Annotated in this window: 17 protein-coding genes; 10 read left to right on the top strand and 7 right to left on the bottom strand. The window is 60.3% G+C overall.

The window, feature by feature from the left end:
• The first annotated feature begins 370 nt into the window (after nucleotides 1-370).
• The 10 genes from treY (at nucleotide 371) to DDD63_RS06740 (ending at nucleotide 13809) form a co-directional block, all read left to right on the top strand.
• Nucleotides 371-2923, top strand: a complete 2553-nt coding sequence (gene treY, locus DDD63_RS06690; protein ID WP_108715716.1) for a malto-oligosyltrehalose synthase — start codon at nucleotides 371-373, stop codon at nucleotides 2921-2923.
• Nucleotides 2916-4727: a malto-oligosyltrehalose trehalohydrolase gene (gene treZ / locus DDD63_RS06695; protein ID WP_108715717.1), complete on the top strand. Its 1812-nt coding sequence runs from the start codon at nucleotides 2916-2918 to the stop codon at nucleotides 4725-4727. Before treY ends, treZ begins: the two co-directional genes overlap by 8 nt.
• A gap of 388 nt (nucleotides 4728-5115) precedes the next feature.
• Nucleotides 5116-6411, top strand: coding sequence for an extracellular solute-binding protein (locus tag DDD63_RS06700; RefSeq protein WP_108715718.1), 1296 nt, complete (start codon nucleotides 5116-5118; stop codon nucleotides 6409-6411).
• Nucleotides 6412-6468: 57 nt separating this feature from the next.
• The gene (locus DDD63_RS06705; protein ID WP_108715719.1) at nucleotides 6469-7392 is read left to right on the top strand and encodes a sugar ABC transporter permease; all 924 of its coding nucleotides are present in this window, start codon (nucleotides 6469-6471) and stop codon (nucleotides 7390-7392) included.
• A gap of 1 nt (nucleotide 7393) precedes the next feature.
• Complete coding sequence (locus tag DDD63_RS06710; RefSeq protein WP_108715720.1) at nucleotides 7394-8338, top strand: carbohydrate ABC transporter permease; 945 nt, start codon at nucleotides 7394-7396, stop codon at nucleotides 8336-8338.
• Complete coding sequence (locus tag DDD63_RS06715) at nucleotides 8335-9285, top strand: glycoside hydrolase family 68 protein (protein WP_108715721.1); 951 nt, start codon at nucleotides 8335-8337, stop codon at nucleotides 9283-9285. The genes DDD63_RS06710 and DDD63_RS06715 overlap by 4 nt, the downstream gene beginning before the upstream one ends.
• A 415-nt stretch (nucleotides 9286-9700) precedes the next feature.
• Entirely contained in the window at nucleotides 9701-10735 is a 1035-nt protein-coding gene (locus DDD63_RS06720) for a LacI family DNA-binding transcriptional regulator (RefSeq protein ID WP_108715722.1), read from the top strand.
• A gap of 888 nt (nucleotides 10736-11623) precedes the next feature.
• Nucleotides 11624-11869 carry a hypothetical protein gene (locus DDD63_RS06730; protein WP_108715724.1) on the top strand — a complete coding sequence of 82 codons (246 nt, stop codon included), beginning with the start codon at nucleotides 11624-11626 and terminating at the stop codon, nucleotides 11867-11869.
• A 160-nt stretch (nucleotides 11870-12029) separates the two neighbouring features.
• Entirely contained in the window at nucleotides 12030-12620 is a 591-nt protein-coding gene (locus tag DDD63_RS06735; protein WP_108715725.1) for a DUF3000 domain-containing protein, read from the top strand.
• Nucleotides 12604-13809 carry an HRDC domain-containing protein gene (locus DDD63_RS06740; protein WP_108715726.1) on the top strand — a complete coding sequence of 402 codons (1206 nt, stop codon included), beginning with the start codon at nucleotides 12604-12606 and terminating at the stop codon, nucleotides 13807-13809. The genes DDD63_RS06735 and DDD63_RS06740 overlap by 17 nt, the downstream gene beginning before the upstream one ends.
• Here DDD63_RS06740 and DDD63_RS13365 read toward each other — a convergent pair.
• The 7 genes from DDD63_RS13365 to DDD63_RS06775 all read right to left on the bottom strand — a co-directional run bounded on the left by DDD63_RS13365 (nucleotide 13806) and on the right by DDD63_RS06775 (nucleotide 23509).
• The gene (locus tag DDD63_RS13365) at nucleotides 13806-14201 is read right to left on the bottom strand and encodes a transketolase C-terminal domain-containing protein (protein WP_164505483.1); all 396 of its coding nucleotides are present in this window, start codon (nucleotides 14199-14201) and stop codon (nucleotides 13806-13808) included. The genes DDD63_RS06740 and DDD63_RS13365 overlap by 4 nt on opposite strands.
• Nucleotides 14165-15811 carry a 1-deoxy-D-xylulose-5-phosphate synthase gene (dxs, locus tag DDD63_RS06750; RefSeq protein WP_108715728.1) on the bottom strand — a complete coding sequence of 549 codons (1647 nt, stop codon included), beginning with the start codon at nucleotides 15809-15811 and terminating at the stop codon, nucleotides 14165-14167. The genes DDD63_RS13365 and dxs overlap by 37 nt, the downstream gene beginning before the upstream one ends.
• Before the next feature lie 188 nt (nucleotides 15812-15999).
• The gene (locus DDD63_RS06755; protein WP_108715729.1) at nucleotides 16000-17232 is read right to left on the bottom strand and encodes a serpin family protein; all 1233 of its coding nucleotides are present in this window, start codon (nucleotides 17230-17232) and stop codon (nucleotides 16000-16002) included.
• Between the two features lie 294 nt (nucleotides 17233-17526).
• Nucleotides 17527-20184, bottom strand: a complete 2658-nt coding sequence (gene acnA / locus DDD63_RS06760; RefSeq protein ID WP_108715730.1) for an aconitate hydratase AcnA — start codon at nucleotides 20182-20184, stop codon at nucleotides 17527-17529.
• A gap of 186 nt (nucleotides 20185-20370) precedes the next feature.
• Nucleotides 20371-21684, bottom strand: a complete 1314-nt coding sequence (locus tag DDD63_RS06765; protein ID WP_240611196.1) for a TRAM domain-containing protein — start codon at nucleotides 21682-21684, stop codon at nucleotides 20371-20373.
• Entirely contained in the window at nucleotides 21681-23126 is a 1446-nt protein-coding gene (locus tag DDD63_RS06770; RefSeq protein WP_240611197.1) for an amino acid permease, read from the bottom strand. Before DDD63_RS06770 ends, DDD63_RS06765 begins: the two co-directional genes overlap by 4 nt.
• A complete protein-coding gene (locus DDD63_RS06775; RefSeq protein ID WP_108715732.1) occupies nucleotides 23069-23509 on the bottom strand; it encodes a hypothetical protein in 441 nt (146 codons plus the stop codon). The genes DDD63_RS06770 and DDD63_RS06775 overlap by 58 nt, the downstream gene beginning before the upstream one ends.
• Nucleotides 23510-23521 lie beyond the last annotated feature (12 nt).

A 23521-nucleotide genomic window follows, 5' to 3' on the forward strand; every position in this document is an offset into this window, starting at 1 on the left:
TATGCGGTCCAGGCGCGTGGTGGATGACGCCGCCGACCGTGTACACCGTGCCCGCGTCCATCATGCGGTCCCGGCACTTTGTGGGTGGAGTGTTGGGTTTCGGGGTTGACATCCAGTGGGCATACGGTCCCCGCTCACTGGTCAGTCCGGGCCCGGCTCGCCGGGCAATAGCCTCGCCCCTCGCCTCGGCATGGGTAGCCGAAACAAGGCATGCCATGCCCGAACTGCACGGGCACGTCTGACCCCGAATAATGCTCAGCGTCAGCACAGTTCCTTCCGGGAACTGTGCTCCCAGGCATCCCTCCCCACAACAGTAGGAAGATGCGGGCACTTCCCCGGACCGTGCAGACAATGTTGTAGTCTCGAGAATATGAGTGATGTCGACTCGCGTCGTAGTACAGCACGGCACACCCACGTGCCGGCACCGGATCGCAGGCAACCCGTATCCACGTACCGCTTGCAATTGGGCCCGCAGTTCACCTGTGATCAGGCAGTGGCGATCCTGCCCTACCTGAAGACCCTCGGTATCACCGATGTCTACTGCTCCCCCATCCTGCAGGCGGCTCCGGGGTCCACCCACGGCTACGACGTCGTCGACCATACGAAGGTGTCGCATGCCATTGGAGGCCGTGAGGCATTTCAACGGCTTGCGGATGCGGCGCATGCCTCGGGCATGGGCGTCGTCGTCGATATTGTTCCCAACCATATGGCGGTGCCCACACCGTTGTATCTCAACCGGGCTCTATGGTCGGTGCTGCGTGACGGAGCCGATTCTCCCTACGCCAATTGGTTTGATATCGATCTGGACGAGGCCGCCGATGGACTGATGATGCCCGTGTTGGGTGACCGCATAGGAACAGTCCTCGCCAAGGGGCAGATCACGGTGGAAACTATGGTCGTGCCCGGATTCGAAGACCTGGGAGAACAGCCCGTTGTGCGATACTTCGAACACGTCTTCCCGGTACGTGCACAAACCGAGTCACTCCCGCTCGCCGATCTGTTGGAGCGGCAGTACTACCGGCTCGCATACTGGCGTGTCGCAGAGGAAGAACTCAACTACCGCCGTTTCTTCGACGTAGATACCCTGGCCGCTATTCGCACCGAAGACGCTGACGTGTTCAACAGTTCGCATGCGTTGCTGCTGGAGCTATTCGACACCGGATATATCGATGCGTTCCGGATCGACCATCCGGACGGACTCTCCGATCCGCGTGAATACCTTGCTCGGCTCCATGAGGCCACTGGCGGCGCATGGGTAGTTGCGGAGAAGATCACGGAGGGCGACGAAGAACTCCCAGCAGATTGGCGCTGTTGCGGCACAACGGGGTATGACGCAGCGTGGCGAATCGGCTCCTTACTTACCGATCCGGTCGGTGTCAATCGACTCACCGCCTTGTATGTTGAACTGTCCGAAGCTACCGATTCCTACCCGACGCTGGAGGCAGGGGCCAAGGCACAGATTTTATCCACCTCGCTACATGCGGAAATGGAACGTCTCACCTCCGTGTTGGCGCAGATCTGCCATGCGGATGTGCGACTGCGCGATCACACGGGGCGTTCCATCCACGATGCTCTCGGCGCGCTCATCATTTCGATGGACCGCTACCGCGCCTATGTCGTACCTCGCGAGAAGCCCTCCGCCAGCGCGGAGAATGCGATCCGCGAGGCGGCGGATCGGGCGACGAAGTTCCTCAGCCCTGACCGCTGTGAATCGTTGGAAGTCGTTGTGGACATCCTTCTCGGACGTGAAGTCGGATCGGCCGGCCGCACCTACGAAGAAGCCCGTGCGGAAGCGATTATCCGGTTCCAGCAGGTGTGTGGCGCCGTTATGGCCAAGGGTGTGGAAGACACCGCCTTTTACCGCTATACAGCTCTCACCAGCGCTACCGAAGTCGGTGGCGACCCCATGCGCGCCTCGTTGACCCCTGACGACGTCGTCGCCTGGACGGGTCGAACCGGAGCGCAGTGGCCCTCTACGATGACCTGCCTGACTACGCACGATACGAAGCGAGGCGAAGACACGCGCGCCGCCATCTCCGTTCTCAGCGAATGGGCGCAAGAGTGGCGTTCACTACTGACCGACCTGCGCGCCCGGCATGCTGCAGCGCGCCCAGCCGAGCTTGACGGCCAGATTGAGAACCTCATGTGGCAGACGATTACGGGAACGTGGACCGACCGTGGCCCGATTGAGTTGGATCGTCTTCTCAACTATTTGCGCAAGGCAGCCCGCGAGCAGAAGTCCTGGACAAACTGGACGTCGCCCGACGAAGCGGCTGAATCGGCACTATTCGGGTATGCGCGTTCCGTACTCGGCGACCCGGAGAGCCTGAGTGACCTCACCGCCTGGCACGAGCGCACGGCGCGTTCACGCCGCGCCGTAACGCTGGCGCAGAAAACGATAGCGTTGACCCTACTCGGTGTGGCGGACAGCTATCAGGGAGAAGAAGTCATCCAAAACTCCCTGGTAGACCCCGACAATAGACGTCCCGTGGATTTCGACAGGATCGCCACTATGCTGACCGCGCTGGACAACCGTGGTTCCTTACCCGGGGATGCCAGCCTGGACCAAGAGAAGCTGTGGATCACATCGCGGATTCTCCGCCTGCGGCGCGAGCGGCCTCTCAGCTTCGTCTCGACGCGCTCCGGCTTCGCGCCCCTGCCCGTCACAACAAGCCATGCCGTGGCCTTTACACGCACTTTCGACTGCGTCCCTTCCGTAGTTACAGTGGCGCAGCGTCTGCCGCGTGCCCTTGCCGACTCCGGCGGTTTCGGCCGACACACCGTCGTCTTACCAGAAGGACATTGGCAAGACGTGTTGACCGGTCACGAGTTTAGTGGCGGACCGATTGAGATCTCCTCGCTTCTGGAATACCTACCAGTAGCCGTTCTCGCCCGTGACAGCAAGGAGTTACCAAATGCCTGATACCCGCCATGCCGCCGTCGGGGGTCGGCCCGATGCGCATGACAACTTGCGCGTGTGGGCGCCCGGCGCGCAGAGAGTCACGCTGCACCTGTTCGATAACTCGCCGCAGGCCGCCGAACTAGGGAACGAGCCGTTACTCCCATTTAATAACGGCTGGTGGGAGAGCCGCGCTCCCCTCCCGCCAGGCACGCGGTATCTACTCGCCGTTGATGACAATCAACCATTCCCGGATCCACGTTCACAACGGCAGCCGCTGGGCGTGCACGGTCCTTCCGAAATCGTCGACGTATCCTCCTTCGCTTTCACAGATGGATCATGGCGGGGTATCGACACGCTCGGCGCTGCAATCTATGAGCTGCACGTCGGCACGTTTACGCCGGAAGGCACCTTCGCCGCGGCGGCCGATAAGCTCCCTTACCTGAGGGAACTCGGGATCGACATGGTGGAGCTTATGCCGATTGCTCCGGTGCCCGGAACCCGCAACTGGGGATATGACGGGGTCTCTATTTTCGCGGTGAATGAGAACTATGGTGGACCGGAGGGCTTGGCGGCCTTCGTGGACGCCGCGCATGCGCTCGGTATCGGTGTATGCCTGGACGTCGTCTATAACCACATGGGCCCAGATGGCAATTACGTCAACTTCTTCGGCCCGTACTTCACGGATCACCACACCACGCCGTGGGGCCAGGGAGTTAACGTCGACGGCCCCGATGCCGCCGAGGTTCGGCAATTCTTCGTCGACAATGCGCTGCAATGGGTGCGCGATTACCATATCGATGCGCTACGCCTGGATGCCGTTGCCTTTATCCTTGATGATTCTCCGCGTCATATCCTGGCGGAAATCTCCGATAATGTTGCCGCCTTTGCCGCAGAATCGGGCCGTAAAATCAGCCTGATCGCGGAATCGGATATCAACGATCCAATAATGATCACCCCTACGGCGGCAGGCGGCTGTGGGATGGATGCGCAATGGAACGACGACGTTCACCACGCGATTCACGCCTATCTGACCGGCGAGTCCTTCGCCTATTACGGTGACTTCACACTTCCGGGCGCATTGGAAAAGGCCTTTCGCCATGCCTTCGTCCACGATGGCATCTACTCCACTTTCCGCCGTAAGGTTTGGGGAAGGCCGGTCCCCGATAGTATCGACAGCCACCGATTCGTCATTTGCACCGAGGACCATGACCAGGTCGGCAATCGCGCGATTGGTGATCGTCCTTCGGCGCATCTCACCTTTGGCCAACAAGCGGTGGCCAATTCGCTGGCCCTCGCATCGCCATTCACTCCCATGCTTTTCATGGGTCAGGAATGGGGCGCTACAACACCCTTCCAGTTTTTCACGGACTACGACGAGGAGCTCGGCCGCGCCGTGGATGCGGGCCGCCAGGCCGAGTTTGCCAATTGGGACTGGCTCGCCGTATATGGCGAGCAAGAAGTCACCGTTCCCTCCCCGCAAGACATAGCGACTTTCACTGCCTCAAAGCTCGACTGGAGTGAACGTGAGAAACCGGAGCACGCTGCCTACTGGCAATTTATCCGCTCTCTACTTTCCCTACGCAAGAAGCTGCCGGATCTAGCCAGCAGCGACCGGGCGCAGACGGAACTCGTGCGCCTGGGCCGCAATGGCTATTTGCGGCGCGGCGCCTGTTACGTGGCGTTCTCCTGCGATGGCAATGCCACAGTTACCGTGCCGCGCGCCGATTTGGTGCCTCTTCTGGAATGGGGATCGCCAGTGATGGAGGCTGACCGTATCGACTTCGTGCAACCGGGCGTCGTCGTGATGATACCCGACGCCCTCTGACTTCTGCACCCGGTTGCTGCGCCCGCGAAGACACCCCGCTTTCTTCTCCTTATCACTTGTTGGCTCGGGCATCACTTGTTGGCTCGGGCTCTAGTTGCTGTACGCACGAGGATGCTCTCTCGGCGAGTGCGTGTTCCAGCGTGTCCGTCTTCCAGTTGCCGTGCGCGCGAGGCGCAGTGCCGAATTCCTGGCTGATTCCCAACGATTCACAGGCGCAGTCGGCATCGCTTCAACCAGCCCGGCCCGAACACACCCACCTTTTGTGATTTCAAGCACTTTTGCACAAACGTTTGGCGCAAACGTTTGCATGCGCTACGCTAAGTGACAGCGGCACAAAGGTGTTCGCAACCACACACGATCTTCCGTCAGCACGGTAGGAAGGACGAAGATGTTCCATAAGAAACCGGTAGCACTTGCTTCCCTCGCGCTTGTCCCCGCGCTCGCACTCGTTGGGTGCAGTTCGCAGGGCAGCCACTCCAGCGGCGATGGCCCGCTTGAAATCACCCTGTGGACCCATTCGGCGGGTAACGAGGGCGAAATGGAAGTCGTCACTCAGATCATTGACGACTTCAACGCGTCACAGGACGACTACAAGGTGGTCCGCCAGGACTTCCCCCAGGATGCCTACAACGATTCCGTTCAGGGAGCCGCAGCCTCCGGCGACTTGCCCTGCATCATGGACGTGGATGCGCCCGTCATGCCCAATTGGGCTAACAACGGCTGGCTTGTTCCGAGTGGTCTAACGGAGGAGGACACCGCTGACTTCCTCCCCTCGACCGTCGGCACATATGACGGTGAGATCTATTCCATCGGGTTCTGGGACGTCAATACGGTCCTCTTCACACGCGCCTCCGTTCTCGAGGCGAACGATATTCGGGTTCCCACCGTCGATGAGCCATGGACCGCAGATGAATTCGCCGACGCCGAAAAGAAGATCCAAGCCTCCGGCGAATTCGACTACGTCATCGACTGGGGCACCGGTTCTTCCGGCGAGTGGTGGCCCTACGCCTACTCGCCGCTTCTGCAGAGCTTCGGCGGCGATCTGGTTGACCGTAGCGACTACAGCACCGCCGACGGTGTTCTGAATGGACCCGAGGCGCAGAAATTCGGCGCCTGGTTCCAAGATCAATTCGCCCAGGGATACGCGTCCAAGTCGGGCGCACAGGACCGGACCGAATTCAAGGACGGCAAAGTCGCCATGCACTATGACGGCATCTGGGAGTACGCCGAGGGCTACGAGGCATACGGTGACGATCTTGTCGTTGCTCCCCTGCCCGACTTCGGCAACGGCTCGAAGGCCGGCGTGGGCTCCTGGCAGACCGGCCTGAGCCAGGCATGCACGGCAGAACAGAAGGAGGGCGGCCTCGCCTACCTGAAGTTCGCGATGAAGGATGAGTACATCGCCCAGTTCTCCGACGTTACCTCCCTTATCCCGGCAACGGAGAGCGCAGCCGAACTCACAACGAAGGGCTACTACGGTGAGGGCAAACCGCTCCAGATTGCTCAAGAAGTCTCTGACAAGTACGGCGAAGTTCGACCGGTCACGCCTGGCTACCCCGTGATCAGCTCGGTCTTCGAAAAGGGACTGCAGGACATTATGAACGGTTCCGACGTCAAGTCCACCGAAGACCAGATGGTTGTCGAGATCGACGCCGATATTGAATCGGCCGGCTACAACAACTAGGAGCATTCGGGGGCGGGATGAGTTTCTGCCCCCGAATCTCACGTGGTAGGAGAAACAATGTCAACCACACAGGCGGCACCCGCCGCTCCCGAGGAAGCGGCGCCGCTACCCATGCGGCGTTCCCGCTTACATAACAACGAGCGTCGTGCCGGTATCGGTTTCACAGCCCCGGCCGTCCTATTGATCGTCGTCTTCCTCGTCATCCCGGTTCTACTGTCATTCGCGCTTGGCTTCACCAATGCGCGAATGGGTTCGATGGAGAACCCGGGATTCACTGGATTGACCAATTTCGTTCGCGCGCTCACGAAGGACCCGACATTCTGGGACGCACTGCGCAATATCGCAATATTCGTACTCGTCGTCGTCCCCCTGCAGGGCGGGCTCGGACTTGTTCTTGCCCTGCTTGTCAACCAGAAGATCAGGGGCATCACCACCTTCCGGGTCGTCTTCTTCATGCCGGTGGTCACTTCCATGGTGGTCGTGTCCATGCTGTGGAAGTTCATGTACCAGAAAGACGGCCTCATAAACGCGATAACGGGCTTGAACGTTGACTGGCTCAATGAGACGCACACGGCCCTGCCGGCCGTCATTGTCATGTCGGTCTGGCAGGGCGTCGGCTTTCAAATGATCCTGTGGCTGTCCGGACTCCAGTCCATCAATCACGATCTGTACGAAGCGGCCTCCCTCGACGGCGCCGGCAGATGGCAGCAATTCCGCAACGTCACAATGCCGGGACTGCGCCCCACCTTTGTTTTCATTTTCATTACCATCACGATCTCAGCATTCTCGCTATTCACACAGATTGATGTGATGACCAACGGCGGCCCGTCAAACGCGACAACCACCCTCGTGTACCACATCATTCAAATGGGTAGCTCGCGCGGCGATGTCGGATATGGATCGGCGCTCTCGCTGATCTTCTTCGTCATCGTACTGGCGGTCACCTTGCTGCAGCGGTTCCTGACCAGAGAAGAGGACTGACATGTCAACGACAATTGCACCGCCGCAGCCATTACCTGCATCGGTTATCGAGCAGAGCAGGTCCGAGGTCAAGAGAGGCAAATGGTGGACGTATATTCCGCTGGCACTGCTGGCGCTCTCGTTCATGTTGCCGTTGCTCTTCATGCTTTCCTCGTCGCTGAAGCCACGAGACCAGATCCTCTCCGATCTGACCTCCTGGAAGGCCTTCCTACCGGTAGGCGACCTGTCCCTCGATAATTTCACCGCCATGTTCAACCGCGTCCCGGCGGGGCGCTTCATGTTGAACTCGATCATCATCACCACGCTCGTCGTGGTTCTCGGCCTGCTGGTCAATTCAATGGCAGGATTCGCACTGGCCCGGCTTCGTTTCCGTGGACGCACGGTCTTGCTGTCGGCGATTATCGCCACGCTGATCGTTCCCTTCGAGACCTACGCCATCCCAATGGTGTACTGGGTGAACAGACTGCCGCGTATAGTGCTCTACTCGGACGGATTCGCCATTGAACAGGGATGGTCGAACAGCTACGAGGTCCTGATCATTCCGTTCATTGCCAGCGCGTTCTCAATCTTCTTGTTTACGCAGGCATACAAGTCTGTGCCACGGGAGATTGACGAGGCCGCGAGGCTCGACGGCGCCAGCTGGTTCCGCGTCTACCGCTCGGTGGTGTCGCCGCTGATCAAACCCACCTTTGCCACAGCGGCGATTCTGACGTTCCTCCCACAGTGGAATTCGTACCTTTGGCCACTGCTGGTTGTGCAGAAGGAGGAAATGCGCCCTGTACAGGTGGGGATGCGCTACTTCTTCGCCTCCGGAACAGCCGAGGGTACACCGTGGGGTCAGATCATGGCGTACACGAGCCTGATTACCGTGCCGGTGATCATCGTGTTCGTGATCTTCCAGAAACAGTTCATTTCATCAATCGCTTCTTCGGGAGTTAAGGGATGAGTCTTCATCTGCGTGACAAATGGGTGTGGGATTCCTGGCCCGTTATCGACGACGACGGGGCCCGTCACCTGTTCTACCTACAAGCGAGTCGCTCCTTGGGCGATCCGGAAGCCCGGCACATGCATCCCTCCATTGGGCATGCCATCAGCACCGATTGGCGCCGATGGAGGGTGTTGCCGGACGCACTTGCGCCGGCACCGCGCAATTCCTGGGATGATGCGACTACGTGGACGGGGTCGATCATACGTGGCCCTTCCGGTATGTACCACCTGTTCTATACCGGTAGCACTTACTCGGAGAACTGCCGCGTCCAGCGGATAGGGCGAGCGGACTCCACAGACCTCATTCACTGGGAACGCTTTGGCAACTCGCCCCTGGTGGAAGCTGATCGCAGATGGTATGAGAAGTACACGCCGGGAACCGGCTGGCACGACGAGGCATGGCGCGATCCCTGGGTGTTCGAGGACCCCGCAGGAAATGGCTGGCATATGTTGATCACGGCCCGCGCTAACCACGGTGAACTCTTCGGCCGCGGCGTCGTCGGCCACGCCTTCAGCACTGATCTGGAGAATTGGGAGGTACGCGAGCCGCTTAGTACACCGTCGAAATTCGGGCAGATGGAAGTCACCCAGTCCATTCTGCTCGACGGCGAACCCGTCCTCGTTTTCTGCTGCTTGCCACGGGAGTTCAATACGGCACGTCATCCGCTGGGGCAACGGGGCGGCATGTGGATCGCTCGCGGCGAGTCACTGCTAGGGCCGTGGGATATTGATGGGGCGCGAAGAGTGGACCATCCCAGCCTCTATGCGGCGCGGGTGATCGAGGATATCGACGGTATTGCACGCTTGCTCGGCTTCGCTGATCACGAGGCGGGGGCGTTTCGTGGAGAAATCCTCGATCCCGTCGATATCCTCTTGGAAGCGGACGCCGACCGGGTTGAGGCATAAATCGGGGGGCGGCCGACCGGTATCCGTGGTCGACCGCCCCCTGTGTACCTAGCGACAGTCGGTGCTCGGAGGCAGTGGTGTGGTCCGCACGGGCGTCCTCTGCTGGGTCGTCCGGACCGCACCACTGCGTGTCAAAAAAGGGTTCTAACATACTTTCCACAACATACCCGAATATGCCGCGCGCGTGGCAACGGGATATGACTGTGCAGTTCTCACTCCACATGGATACAAGCACGAACTCACTAGCGCACGGGATACTCTGAGAATCAACACAGCAAATGTCTCGACGCGGGCACCGGGCCCCGCACGAGCAGAAACGGATCACACCCGCCCCACTCAGCGTGGTCCCCGGGCATCGTCTGTCGTACAGAGGAGATAATGGGTAGGTCGTCGCTGTAAAGGAGAAACGGAAACAATGGGACGTGTGCGGCTGAAGGATGTTGCCGAGAAGTCCGGCGTTTCAATTGGGACTGTATCGAGAGTCCTCAATAACACGGACTCGCGCATTGCCAAGGACACCGTTGCACGCGTCCAGCAAGCCGCACGTGATCTGGGTTATACCCCTAACGCCACCGCCCAGAGCCTGCGGACCAGCAGATCCAACATGCTCGCTGCACTCACGGACACGATTTTGACCACGCCATTTGCGCATCAGCTTCTTCACGGCGCACAGGACGTGGCCTGGGATAGCGGCTATCTGCTGATAACACTCGGTACCGAAGACAAACCGGATCAGCGCATCCGCGCATACGAAACTCTCGTAGCTCACCAGATCGATGGCCTACTCGTAGGCGCGATGTACCACCGTCCCATTGATTTAGGAGACATTAAACCCATAGTTCCCATGGTGTGCTTCAACGGCGTCCTCGCCGATCCCGCCTACACCAGTTTCGCGCCGGATGACAGACAGGGCGCAGTGGACGCAACCGAGCTTCTCGTCCGGGCGGGACACCGCAATATCCTGCACATCACGGAGAAGGCGACTGACGGCCTCGCGCGGGATCTACGCGTGGACGGGTTTCGTACTGTCACAAAAGCCAACGGCATTCAGGCGACGGTTGTCGAAACCCGGGAACGCAGCGACCGCAGCCGCTCGCAAGCAGCAGAGGAGGCCGCTTACAAAGCCCTTGTCGGCCCGAATCGCCCGACAGCGATATTTGCCTTCAGTGATCTGATGGCGCTGGGCGTACTGAGAGCAGCACGTAGCCTCGGTCTGTCCGTGCCGGAAGACCTCTCGGTCATCGGCTATGACGACCAGGAACACGTTGCCAATGAGAGCTTCCCTCCGCTGACAACGGTGCGACTTCCACATGCGAAAATCGGCGCCTTGGCCGCGCGGGAACTACTCGTCCAGCTAAGCGCCATGCCGGGACAGACCCACAGTGGCACGATTTACGTGCCCTGCCCCCTCATTGTTCGCGACTCTGTCTCTTCCCCGCCGGCCCTGTAACCCAGTCTTCAGTGCTGACGCTTGCCCCAGTCGCCTCCGTTGGGAGCAGGGGTAATTCCTGAGATAGCACGCTGGTTAAGGCACCGAGCTACCCAAAATGATCCGAGATCACTCGGCGCGGGTGCGAGTTGCCAGAAGCAGACGAAGGTCCCTTCTTTTGCACGCAACTTCCAATTCGTCTGGCTGACCCAACATTTCTGACCGCAACAACCGGCCATTACCAAGTATATTGATGCTACAGTAACTACCAAGCGACAACCCGTCGCTCATCTTTTCTACGAGAGGACAGAGATGTTATCCCTAAGAAGATCGCTGGCATCGGCCACCCTTGCGATGTCACTTGCCTTTGTTGGCACAACTGCGCAAGCCACGACGGGCACACCCAACAATCCCGTCACCGTCACTGACCCCGAGCTCGGGGAGATTATCGAAGGCGGCACCACACAGAGCGTTGATCCCACCCGGTACGACTACGTGCCCGACGAGTCCCAACCTATCGCAGCGTCCGCATGGGGACACCAGGCAATAGGCGGGTATAACATCTCATTCAAGGGACTATCGTTGAAGATCCCGCGGGAACCCTTGCCCACGACATTCAAGGTGGATCCACATACATCCGCCGAGAAGCGGCCCAATACGTGCTCGTCGCATCGGCAAACATATGCAACTATAGGATTGACTTCCAGAACCGGGATCTCCGTGGAAGGATCGTCCGCACCTATACGGGAAACACAGTCAATAAGTGTGCGCGGCTCGTAACAGTAGTGCGGCAAATCAGGAAGCCTTTCCATGTTCAACCCGGCGTGCAGTGCGCCCGACTGTACGCGGGTGGCAAGTTCCGTGGCGAACAGTGCCACAATATCGTCAAGTAAATGAGGAGCTTCTTCCATGGAGAATGAAAAGAAGAAGGTGTACTGGGCGGGACTGATTGTGGGGTGCCTGAGCATTCCCTTTTTCTACTTGGTCATTCCCCAGGCAGCAGCCCTTCAACTGACCATCAATGAATTACGCGCTAAACCCGAGATAACATGGCCTACCAAGGTCGGACTCGCCTGTGCGATAGTAGCCAGCCTGGTGGCTGGATTCCTGGGTGTTGTCATCATCATACGCCTCCTATCTGCAGTATTCATCTGACTATATACGGGTGGGGACACGTCTCGTGTCCCCACCACTGTTCGGCAGGTTCAGCCGTCGCACCTACATCCACTGCCACTGAATAGCATGTTCGCATCCTTGCGGTCGGTACACGGCGTGGCACGGAGGCCCACGGCTCTCCCCCAGCTAGGGTTATGACGTGCCCCAGATCAACGCACCAGCCGACTTCCTCACGGCATTAGATTCCCTGAAGGGCCACACATTCCGGCCCGAACTGCATGTCACGCAGATTCCTCCACCGCAACGAATTGCGCCGTGGGCAGTGGCCCTACAAGCCGAAGTCAACGACTCGCAGAAGCTGGATCCGGATCAATATCGAGGCAATGCTCGTTTTGTCCTTCTTCACGACCCGCAGGGGCAGCCCGCCTGGGGCGCGACCTTCCGCGTTGTTACCTACGCCAGTGCGCCTGTGGATACAGAAATTGGAGATGATCCCCTGCTCGGCGAAGTCGCCTGGGCCTGGCTAACAGAAGCACTGACAAATCACGGCGTCGCGTACCGCAACTTGACGGGCACCGTCACCCGCATTTACAACGAGACCTTCGGTGGACTGGAACTAGCATCGTCTCGGACTGAAGTCGAACTACGCGCATCATGGTCACCCGTGAGCCCCGATGCATCCGAACACCTGGAGGCCTGGGCTGACTTCACCGCACTTATCTGCGGCCTCGGACCAGAGGAGGTAGCATCGTTGCCACACCTGGAGGAAACTAATGATCGAATCCGTTGATGTCACACGGCTGGATGTGCCGCGCGAGGGAATTCCCTCGGTGACAAGTGCAGACATTGACGACGCCGTCGCGCGTCTAGCGTCCGGATACGGTCCCTTCTCCGTGGACACCGAACGAGCCATGGGCATACGTTACTCGAACCGTGCCTACCTGATCCAGATCCGCCGTGAGGGGGCGGGAACCTTTCTGATTGATCCGGTCGGCATTGAGGATCGGCTCGGGCCGTTGGCAGACGTGTTGGCGTCCGACCAATGGATCCTGCACGCGGCCGACCAGGATCTACCCTGCCTGCATGAGTTGGGGCTTTTCCCGCCGGAAATTTTCGACACTGAAATCGCCGGACTGCTGCTGGGCTTCGAACGTGTCTCACTGCAAGCGGAAGTTGGCGAGGTGCTCGGCTACGGACTCGCCAAGGAGCACTCGAACTCCGACTGGTCCGAACGTCCGCTGACGCCCGAGCTTCTGGCCTATGCCGCACTGGACGTGGAATTACTACTCGAACTGCGCGACCGTCTTATCGAAATGCTGCGGCGGGCCGGGCGCTTGGAATGGCTACATGAAGAATGCGAAGAGGTTCGGTTGCGCGAACCGAAACAGCCCGCCACTCAGCCTTGGCGTCGTGCTGCACGCCAAGAAGGTGTGAAGGATCGCCGCGCGCTTGGCATGTTGGCCGCCCTGTGGGAGGAGCGTGACCGGCTCGCACGCCGTCGAGACCTTGCTCCCGAACGGGTGATTCCCGGCAAAGTGCTCGCCGAACTAGCCCGCCGAAAGCCGCGTTCTCGCGCGGACGTTGTCAACTCTCCGCTTCTGCGCAAGCGCTCGCGTCAGCGCGACGCGGCACGTTACTGGGAAGCAATCGCACCGGTGTGGACACTTTCTGACGAGGAGTTGCCGTTACGCCGTTTCCGTGAACATCCAGCTCCTCATCCGCCGGTGCGGCAGTGGGAAAAGAACCATCCTGAGGCGGCGGCACGATGGTTGATCGTGCGTACATCGGTGCTGGCCACCGCCGACGATCTCGGTATACGTCAGGACATTCTGCTCAAGCCCGCTTACCAGAAACAACTCGCTTGGGATGGTTGGGATACGCCCGATGAGATTCCGATTCTCCTGGCTGCTCTCGGTGCCCGTCCGTGGCAGGTGGAGAATGCCGCCCCCGGCATTGTGAGCGCTGCGTACCGCTCTTAGGCACCCGTGGCCTGCGACGTGCCTTCGGAACGACCATCCTCTCCTCCGGTGTGAGCCAGTCGTCTGATCGCCCGTGCGATGGCTTCAGGCGTCAGTCCCTGCTCCGTCAAGATCGCAGATCGTGGCGCGTGGGGAATAAACTCCCTGCTCACGCCGACGTGTTCCACGGGGATATTCGCCTCTAGCCCGGCTAAGGCCACCGCGATTTCACTGCCGACACCGCCGTCAACTACGCCATCTTCGACGGTAACAACACCGTCATAACTCGCCAGCAATACCGCGAGGTCCTTACTCACCGGCAAGACCCAACGCGGATCAAACACCGTAACCACGCAGCCCGACTGCCGTGCTCCTACTATGGCCTCATGTGCCAGCGCACCAACCGAAACCACGGCGATGCGGGGAGACTGTCTCCCATCCGACTTCCCCCGGCGCCTTCCCCACGCCCTCCGACCGCATCTGAATCGGGCACCCCTCGCACGGGAGCCGACGGGAACGTCTCGTGAATAATATCCACCTGGGGTAACCGATGCAGTGCAGGGATCTCTTCCGGCACCTCCCCTTTCGGATAGCGCAACAACGTCGGACCTTCTACCTGCGTCGCCTCACCGAGCAGTTCTCGCAGGCGTTCTCCGTCACGCGGAGCAGCAACCCGCAGCCCCGGGATTATCGCCCCCAAAGAGAGATCCCACATTCCATTGTGCGAGGCGCCGTCGTTGCCGGTAATCCCCGCCCGGTCGAGGCAGATAGTAATCGGCGCCTTATGCAGAGCGACATCCATCAGCATCTGGTCAAAACCACGGTTGAGAAAAGTGGCGTAGAGCGCAACAACCGGGTGGAAGCCCGAAAAAGCCAGACCCGCCGCCATCGTCAACGCATGTTGTTCGGCGATTCCCACATCAATGACGCGTGAGGGGAACTCATCCTTAAACAGTCCTAGGCCCACCGGACGCAACATTGCGGCGGTAATGCCCACCAAAGAGGCATTCTGCCGCGCCAGCTTCCTGATTTCTCGGGCGAACACGCTGGTCCATCCGAAGCGCTCCGGTACAATCGGCAGCCCCGTCTCTGGATGAATGGCACCGATGGCGTGGAAACGATCCGCCTCGTCTTCCTCGGCGGGTTTGTAACCGCGTCCCTTCTCGGTAATCGCGTGCACAACCACTGGCCCGCCGTAATCACGCGCCAGTGTCAGAGCCTCTTCGAGTTCAGGCATATCATGACCGTCAACCGGACCGATGTATTTCAGACCGAGTGAATCGAATACACCGGCATCGATAAAGATATCCTTGACGCCCTTCTTCAAAGAATGCAATGCGCCATATGCCATCTTGCCGGGGGTACCAGCATCCTGCAGCGCACGCTTGGTCCGATCCATCAGCTGCTCATAGTTGCGATTGATACGCAAGGTATCGAGTCGTCGAACCGGATCGAAGCGCCGGACCATACCGCCAATAGTGGGAGCATATGAACGGCCATTATCGTTGAGGACGATCACCACGGGACGCTCCGGGTCTTCAGCGATATTGTTCAGCGCCTCCCATGCCATACCACCGGTCATCGCACCGTCGCCGATAACCGCGACCACCCTCCGGTCCTCGATCCCACGCAGTTGCAAGCCACGAGCAATACCATCTGCCCAGGACAGCGCCGTCGTGGCATGTGAGTTCTCAACAACATCGTGCCCCGACTCTGCTCGTGAGGGATATCCGGATAGGCCCCCTGCCTGACGCAACGCGGCGAAGTTCGTGCGGCCAGTGAGAATCTTGTGCACATACGACTGGTGCCCAGTGTCGAATATGATCGTGTCACGCGGCGAATCGAACACACGATGCAACGCGATTGTCAGCTCGACCACGCCCAGATTCGGGCCGAGATGACCTCCGGTACGCGAAACACTCTCCACCAGAAAACTTCGGATCTCCTCGGCAAGCGTCGTGAGCTGATGTTGCGACAGCACCTTGAGATCGCGTGGCCCATTCACCTTGGATAGAATCGTCACCCTGTGTACCTCCCGCTCCTTATGCTAGCGCGTCAGACATGACCGCAGCACGGGTACCGGTCAGCTTATGCCACCGGTGAGAGGTGCCGTCTCCCCGCGGCATACCGCCAGCCCAAGGCGTCGCACATCCCAGCCCGAGGCGTTCTCGGACAGCTTGCGCGAAACGCGCGGCCTTAGAAGCTGCACACTCAGTCATCCTCTGGGTTCGCAACGGCTCCGTAATAAAGTACCCATCCGGTCTTCTCATCGATCACTCGGAAAACAAACGGGTGATCGAAGACGACCGGCGGCTGCGCCGTCGTCGCCACACCCGGAGCCGCCCCAGCCTCCAGTGGAACCTGCGTGACGGACGCTGCTTCGATTCCTTCATCGTCCAGGTCGAAAACCGTGCGCTGTTCGATTATCTGGGGCTTGATCGGGTCACCGGTTGTCGTGAAGCCTGTTATGCCATCACCGGAAGTCAACGATCCCAAGCCCAGCGTATCGAGTTCTTCTTCCAGGGAATCTGTCGAGTCAAGTGAAAACTCCGGCACTTTGACGGTGCGAGATAGATCCGCGTCCTGATCCAGAAGCTCCCACGGTACCGACTCCGTCTCCCCCAGTGAACCGTCCGTCGGCATGTACACCTGGAACACCAGATCTCCAGACAGGCTCAGAGCGGCCACTGTGCCTTCTTCCCCTTCATAAGCCTGTCCCTGCAAAACAATGGCGTCAGCGTCTTCCGTGCTGCCGTCTGCACGGGTGAATGCGATTGTTGCCTCCCCGGCATCGTTGGACCAGATTGCTTCCGTGTACAGTGCCGATACGAGAACGAGGGAAGCCTCCGGGTCTATCTGAGTCGGCAGTTTTGGCACGAGATCCTTTGTGGCATCCGAAACCCATGCATCCAGAGCCGTCTGAAGCGCATCCGGAGTACCCTGGGCCACGTAGCTATCGAGTGTCTGCGCGGCAGTGCCGACGACGTCGATATCGATAGGGACGCTACTCCCCTCGACGACGCCCCAAGCCGTTTCAATCCGGACCTCCGTGTCCTCGTCGGATTTAGCTTCCTGATTGTCGATGAGCATGCGGTAACCGGCCGTAGTGTCAGCGATGGGTGTGCCGAGAAATGCCTCCAGCTCCGCGGCTTCGGGGCTTCCCTCTTCCACACCCGGGGCTACCATCGCCATCGTGGTTTGCAGGCCGACCGGGGAGAGAACCACATTGGCATTGGGATTCTCTGCCAACCGTTGAAGAACCACCTGTTGCGTCGCATCGGTGGTAGCGGCGCTGACGGCGTCGGTATCCACGGACGGAGAGGCCGTTGCCCTGCGCCGGTCGTCGCCCGGAGAAGTGCTTGGATCCCTCGCAGGCGTTGAGGCACATGCCGCTAGTAGCATCGAAAGCGCTGCTAGGACTGCGGTCCCGGTACGTTTGGCCATAAGTCATATTCCTTCACCACGCCACGGATGAGTACCTGGCGGGGAACCGCCAGGCATGTGTAGTTACGACCGTCGCACGGCGAGGTGCATCGGTCATCCAGCTAGCATGGCGGGACGCCTCGTTCACACGCCAGCATAACCAGATTACGCGCCCATCATAACGCGAGCCGCACCGCATATGCACGGTTACCGCAAATAATCCGCGAGCACGCCGCCACCAACACCGGCCACCGCCGCAAACCTGAAACAGGCCGCGGCCGGTGGCCAGCAGGTCAGCGTGAGCCTCAGGCGCCGCTATCCCCGCGCCAGATTACGCAGGACGTATTGGAGAATTCCGCCATTGCGGAAGTAATCGGCCTCTCCGGGAGTGTCGATACGCACGACGGCGTCGAAGGTCACACTGTCACTGCCATCGGGCCGTTCGGCGGTGACACGAACGGTGGACGGAGTTGCCCCCTGGTTCAGTACTGTCATGCCGCTGATAGAAAACACCTCTTCGCCGGTCAGCCCCAGCGCATCAGCGTTCTCCCCCGGTGGGAACTGCAGTGGTAACACGCCCATACCGATCAGATTTGAACGATGGATGCGCTCGAATGACTCCGCGATAACGGCACGCACTCCCAGCAAACGGGTGCCCTTCGCCGCCCAATCGCGCGAGGAGCCGGATCCGTACTCCTTTCCGCCCAGCACAACGAGCGGAATCTGCGCCTGCCGGTAGGCCTGGGCGGCGTCATAAATCGCCTCCGTCTGCCCGGTAAGCAGGTTCTTGGTATATCCGCCTTCCAAGCCGTCCAATAGCTGGTTGCGTAGCCGGATGTTGGCGAAGGTACCGCGAACCATCACTTCGTGATTACCTCGCCGCGAGCCGTAGGAGTTGAAGTCGCGGCGGGCAACACCGTGCTCGGCCAAGTAACGCCCCGCCGGAGAATCCGGCTTGATGGCACCGGCCGGTGAAATGTGGTCGGTTGTCACAGAGTCGCCCAGTTTCGCGAGTACCCGCGCCCCGGTGATATCGGTAATCGGTTCGGGATCGCCTCCCATCCCGTCGAAGAAGGGAGCCTTGCGTACGTAAGTCGAATCAGCATCCCAGTCAAACAGATCACCGCTCGGGGTGGGTAGGCTGGCCCACCGCTGATCGCCTTGGAACACGTCGGCGTAACTGGCCTGGAACATCTCCCGCGTGATGCAGTCCGCGATGACGGCGTCGACCTCTTCCTGGCTGGGCCAGATATCACGCAGGTAGATATCGCCATCTGCGTCTTCGCCAAGTTTCTCGTTCTCGAAGTCGAAATCCATCGTGCCCGCCAGGGCATAGGCAATCACCAGTGGCGGCGAGGCCAGGTAGTTCATCTTCACATCGGGGTTGATGCGTCCCTCGAAGTTGCGGTTGCCGGATAGTACGGACACCACTGCCAGGTCATTCTCGTTAATTGCCTCAGATACGGCCGGGGGCAGTGGGCCAGAGTTGCCGATACATGTGGCGCAACCGTATCCCACCAGGTTGAAGCCCAACGCCTCGAGATCCGGCCACAGGCCTGCCCTCTCGTAGTACTCCGTGACAACCTTCGAACCCGGTGCCATCGATGTCTTCACCCACGGCTTCGAAGTCAGGCCACGCCGCACTGCATTGCGAGCAAGAAGACCCGCCGCAAGCATCACCGATGGGTTGGAGGTGTTTGTGCATGAGGTAATGGAGGCGATAACGACGTCGCCGTCCTTGACCTGCGTTTTCGTTCCGTCTTCGAGTGTCAGAGCAGCGGCATCGCGCCCCGCCGGGGCGTATGCGGGCAATGTGGAGGCGAAGGACTCACGCGCCTGCGACAGCAGAATGCGGTCCTGCGGGCGCTTTGGCCCGGCAATGGAGGGAACAACCGTGGAAAGATCCAGCTCAAGGTACTCCGAATAGGTGGCTTCCCGCTGCGGATCGTGCCAAAGTCCCTGCGCTTTGGTGTAGGACTCCACAAGGGCTATCTGCTCCTCGGAACGCCCGGTCAGTCGCAGATAGTCGAGAGTGACCTGGTCGATGGGGAAGATCGCCGCCGTCGAGCCGAACTCCGGACTCATGTTGCCAATTGTCGCCCGGTTGGCCAGCGGCACATGCGCAACACCAGCACCGTAGAACTCGACGAATTTGCCAACCACTCCGTGCGCACGCAACATTTCCGTGATGGTAAGAACGACGTCGGTGGCTGTGGCGCCAGTAGCAATCTCACCGGTGAGTTTGAAACCAACGACACGCGGAATCAGCATGGAAACCGGCTGGCCGAGCATCGCGGCCTCCGCCTCGATGCCGCCCACGCCCCAACCGAGCACACCGAGTCCACCGACCATCGTCGTGTGTGAATCGGTACCGACGCAGGTATCCGGATAGGCGACGCCGTCCTTCGTCATCACCGTTCGTGTGAGGTACTCGATATTGACCTGGTGCACAATTCCCGTGCCCGGGGGAACCACCTTGAAGTTCTGGAAGGCACCCTGACCCCAGCGCAGGAATTGATAACGCTCGCCGTTTCGCTCATACTCGCGATCCATGTTGCGCGCCAGCGCGTCATTACTGCCGAACACATCAATCTGCACCGAGTGGTCGATCACCATCTCTGCCGGATTCAGCGGGTTGATGAGTTCCGGATCACCTCCCAGTTCGGCAACGGCTTCACGCATGGTGGCCAGATCGACGACGCACGGCACACCCGTGAAATCCTGCATCACCACACGAGCAGGCGTGAACTGAATCTCATCATGAGGCTGCGCTTGCGGATCCCATGTGGCCAGAGCACGGATTTGCTCCGCCGTGACATTCGCTCCGTCCTCGGTGCGCAGCAGATTCTCTGCAAGAACCTTTAAAGAGTACGGCAACTTATCCAGTCCCGGCACGGCGCCGAGCGAGTAGATGTCGTAGCTGCGCTCCCCCACCTGAAGCGCGGTGCGCGCATGGAAGGTATCGAGGCTCATGGCTCTCCTGTTCGCCTGACAACAGAAACTATCTCGGCGTCAAGATACCACGGTCTTGCTCAGGCAGGGTGCCGAGAGCGAGGCGGGTACGTGCCGTTTGCGCCACATTGCCTCGTCTGCGACACCGTTCTCTTGCGGCACGGCTGTGCGAGGACCGCTGTCCGTAACTCACCCGCATGCTCACAGCTACCGCAGCGTCGTCACCACTTCGAAATGGTGAGTGTTGGGGAACATGTCCACGCTTTCCATACCGATCACCTGCCGCCCGGCCGAAACCATCGCAGCAAGATCACGAGCCATTGACGCCGGATCGCAAGAGACCAGCACGATCCTTCGCGCCTTGGAGGAGGCAAGCGCCTGGGCGACGCCGAGTCCTAGACCGTTGCGAGGAGGATCGGCCACCACGACGTCGCCGGTAAAACGCTCGACCAGCGCGGGGGTGACCTTGGCGGTACGCGCCTTCGCCCACTGCATATCCCGCAAGTTGGAGCGTGCATCCTCAACTGCGAGGGCGTTGCCTTCCACCGCTTCGACCGTGCCCGTTGCCCCAGTCGCCACCGCCAGTGGCTGCGTCAGCATTCCCGCCCCCGCATAGAGTTCCAAGACCTCCTGCCCCGGTTCCACGGCAGCGCCCACCAGCACCAGGCGAATCAGCTCGGCAGCAGCCTGCCGATGTGCCTGCCAAAAGCCTGTTGCCCGCACTCGGTAGGAGTACAACTCGCGGTCCACCAACACGTCTTCGCGTACGAATGGCGAAGCAGTGAAACCGGGCGCCCAGAACACCTGCCCACCAATGGCCACCACCGGATCCGAACCCGCCGAAATGACGGCCCGGATTCTCTGGCCAGGCATCCACATGCCGCGCCATGCCCCCGAGAAGAGATCGAGTTCCGCGATCTCCTCGACGGCCAGTGGGACCTCGCCGACCGCGATCAGTTCCCGCGTGCCCTCACGGAACATTGCCGGAGCACCGGCGCTATCAACCGTCATATCCACCCGGGTACGCGTATGCCAGCCGTCGGTGGCGCGATCTTCCGCAAATGAACGCACGCATGGTTCAACTCCCGCTGCTGCCAGATGGGCTTGTAGAGCCTCACCGCCCACTCGGCGAATGGTCGAGGCAAGCACCTGCGTCTTCCACGTCTCTTGATAACCGAAGGTCACATGCCCGAGATCGGCGCCTCCCACGCCGAGAGGCCCGGCCACCGGCCAGCGGTGCGGTACCCGATGCGGAGACGGGTTCGTCAAGACTTCGATGACATCGCCTCGGGCATGCCTAGCCCGCTCATCTGTCAGAGCAACTCGCACCCGTTCGCCCGGCAACCCGAAACGGGCAAAAACCACCCGGCCTGAATCATCGCGCCCCACACATACCCCGCCATGCGTCACATCAGTGAGTTCGATATCCACGGTAGGAGCATCCCAGTTCCCGTCGGATGGCCAACGTGATGATCGTGCCCACTCGCCCCCCATGCCCACCTGCTTATGCTCCGTGGTCACTCCAACTCCTCACCATCTGCGTCATCTTCTACCAACTGGAACGGAACCTCAGCGATTACCACGCCACATTCGAGGCGTAAATCCTTTATGACCTGCGGCGTGGAATGGCTGAGGAAGAAACGCCGCCACAGCCCGGTTGAAACAATCCGCGGTATGTATACCACGACGATATCCGCTGGGTGAAGCGCTCGTTGTGCGCGGATGTAGTCGACGATCGGGCTGACGGCAGCTCCCTGCGGCTGGCCGAGCACGGTCAGCGACACCGGCAGAGATGCGGCCGCCCAGTCGCGCTGCAGGGCACGGGTGGCTTGCGGATCGTAATCGACCGTCAACGCGGTTAGCGTTGTCGGCCGCAACGCGCGCGCAAATGCAACTGCGCGCAATGACGCACGATCTAGCGCACCGATGAGGATCACGCCGTGTACGCGCGTCGGCAATGAGCGTCCGGCCGTGATGTCTGTGGGGGTCAGCCGGGCAACGATTCGGACACGTCCCCGGCGGAAGAACACCAGGATCGACGCCGGCACCGCCAGCGCCACCACCCCTGCTACCAGCCATTTGAGATCCGCTACTGCTATTGCCACAACTCCGGCCATACACACCAGAAAGAGCAGGAAGAACACCAGCCGACTGGCACGAGCCGCATTTCGCGTCTGCCGATCCATCGACTCTTTGAGGATCGACGCCCCGCGCGCCGACATAGCCAAAGCACCGATGGCGGCAATCACCAGTGCCGCAAAAATAAACACCATGGCCCCCGCTTGAGTGGTGGTCAGGAAGCTGGAGAGGCCGGCGGCGAGCACTGCGGCTGCGCCCACAATCGCTAGGCGCGGCGACACCGCGTCCGCCGCCGCTAGCTTACGCGGCAGGACGTGGTCGATGGCGAGTTCCCGCAATAGCCGCGGAAGCTGCATGTAGGCACCCAGCACTGCCACCACACCCGTAATGATGTAACAGACCGCGACGATACGCTGCCCGGTTGTGCCGAGAAACGCGAGCGCCATGGAGAGCGAGGGCACGCCCAAACGCCGTCCCGGCATGTGCAGAGCGACGACGAAGTACATGGTGACGAGAATCGGACCGGCGGTGAACACGGCGAAGAGCCAGCCCAGCGAGCGGGGATTGACACGCCGTTCCTCCGGTCGCTCGGAAACCCTTTCCGAGGTGAGGATGAGGAGGCATGCCGGGAAAGTTGCTCCCAGACAAGCCTCCAGCAACGGATGGAGGTGACCGGTGGTGTAACCGGTGGAGAGCGCGTCGCGTCGGGCAACGATCGCCTGGGCGGCATCAATGCCTCCGGTCGCCTCGACGACCATCCCCACGAGGAGCGTCACCCCCAGTGCTATTGCCCCTGCCAAGGCTCCCGCCACGAGCAGACTCTTGTTCACCGTCCGTCCAAAGAGCACAGGTAGGGCCAGCACAAGAATGGTGGCGACAAGCACAAGCCGCTGCTGAGCGCTGAAATCAACCAGTGCGCCACCCCCGACACGGCAAGTCCAGCACCTAACACGACGAACAGCGTGTGGCATACGAATCGCGCCGACGCGACGACGATAGCCGCTCCCCCGCCCAGATACACCGATGCAAGTTGGTGAATGGCACGGCGCGGCGCAAGCCGATATATCCAGATATCCGTAAGAAATGCGACGGCCAGTCCCGCCGCCCCCACCAGCGCCGACACCACGATCTCTGTACGCCCACTTCCGGTGGACGCGGCGCGCAGTATGATCTGCGGCACAATAATAGTAGTGACAACCACGGCCGCGAAGACCGGCGCGTTCCTTGTCAACCGCGCGAGGCGGTAGTGCTTGTCGGTTACCATCATGAATTAGGCTAC

The sequence above is a fragment of the Actinobaculum sp. 313 genome, from assembly GCF_003073475.1.
In the GTDB taxonomy this organism is placed as follows: Bacteria; Actinomycetota; Actinomycetes; order Actinomycetales; family Actinomycetaceae; genus Asp313.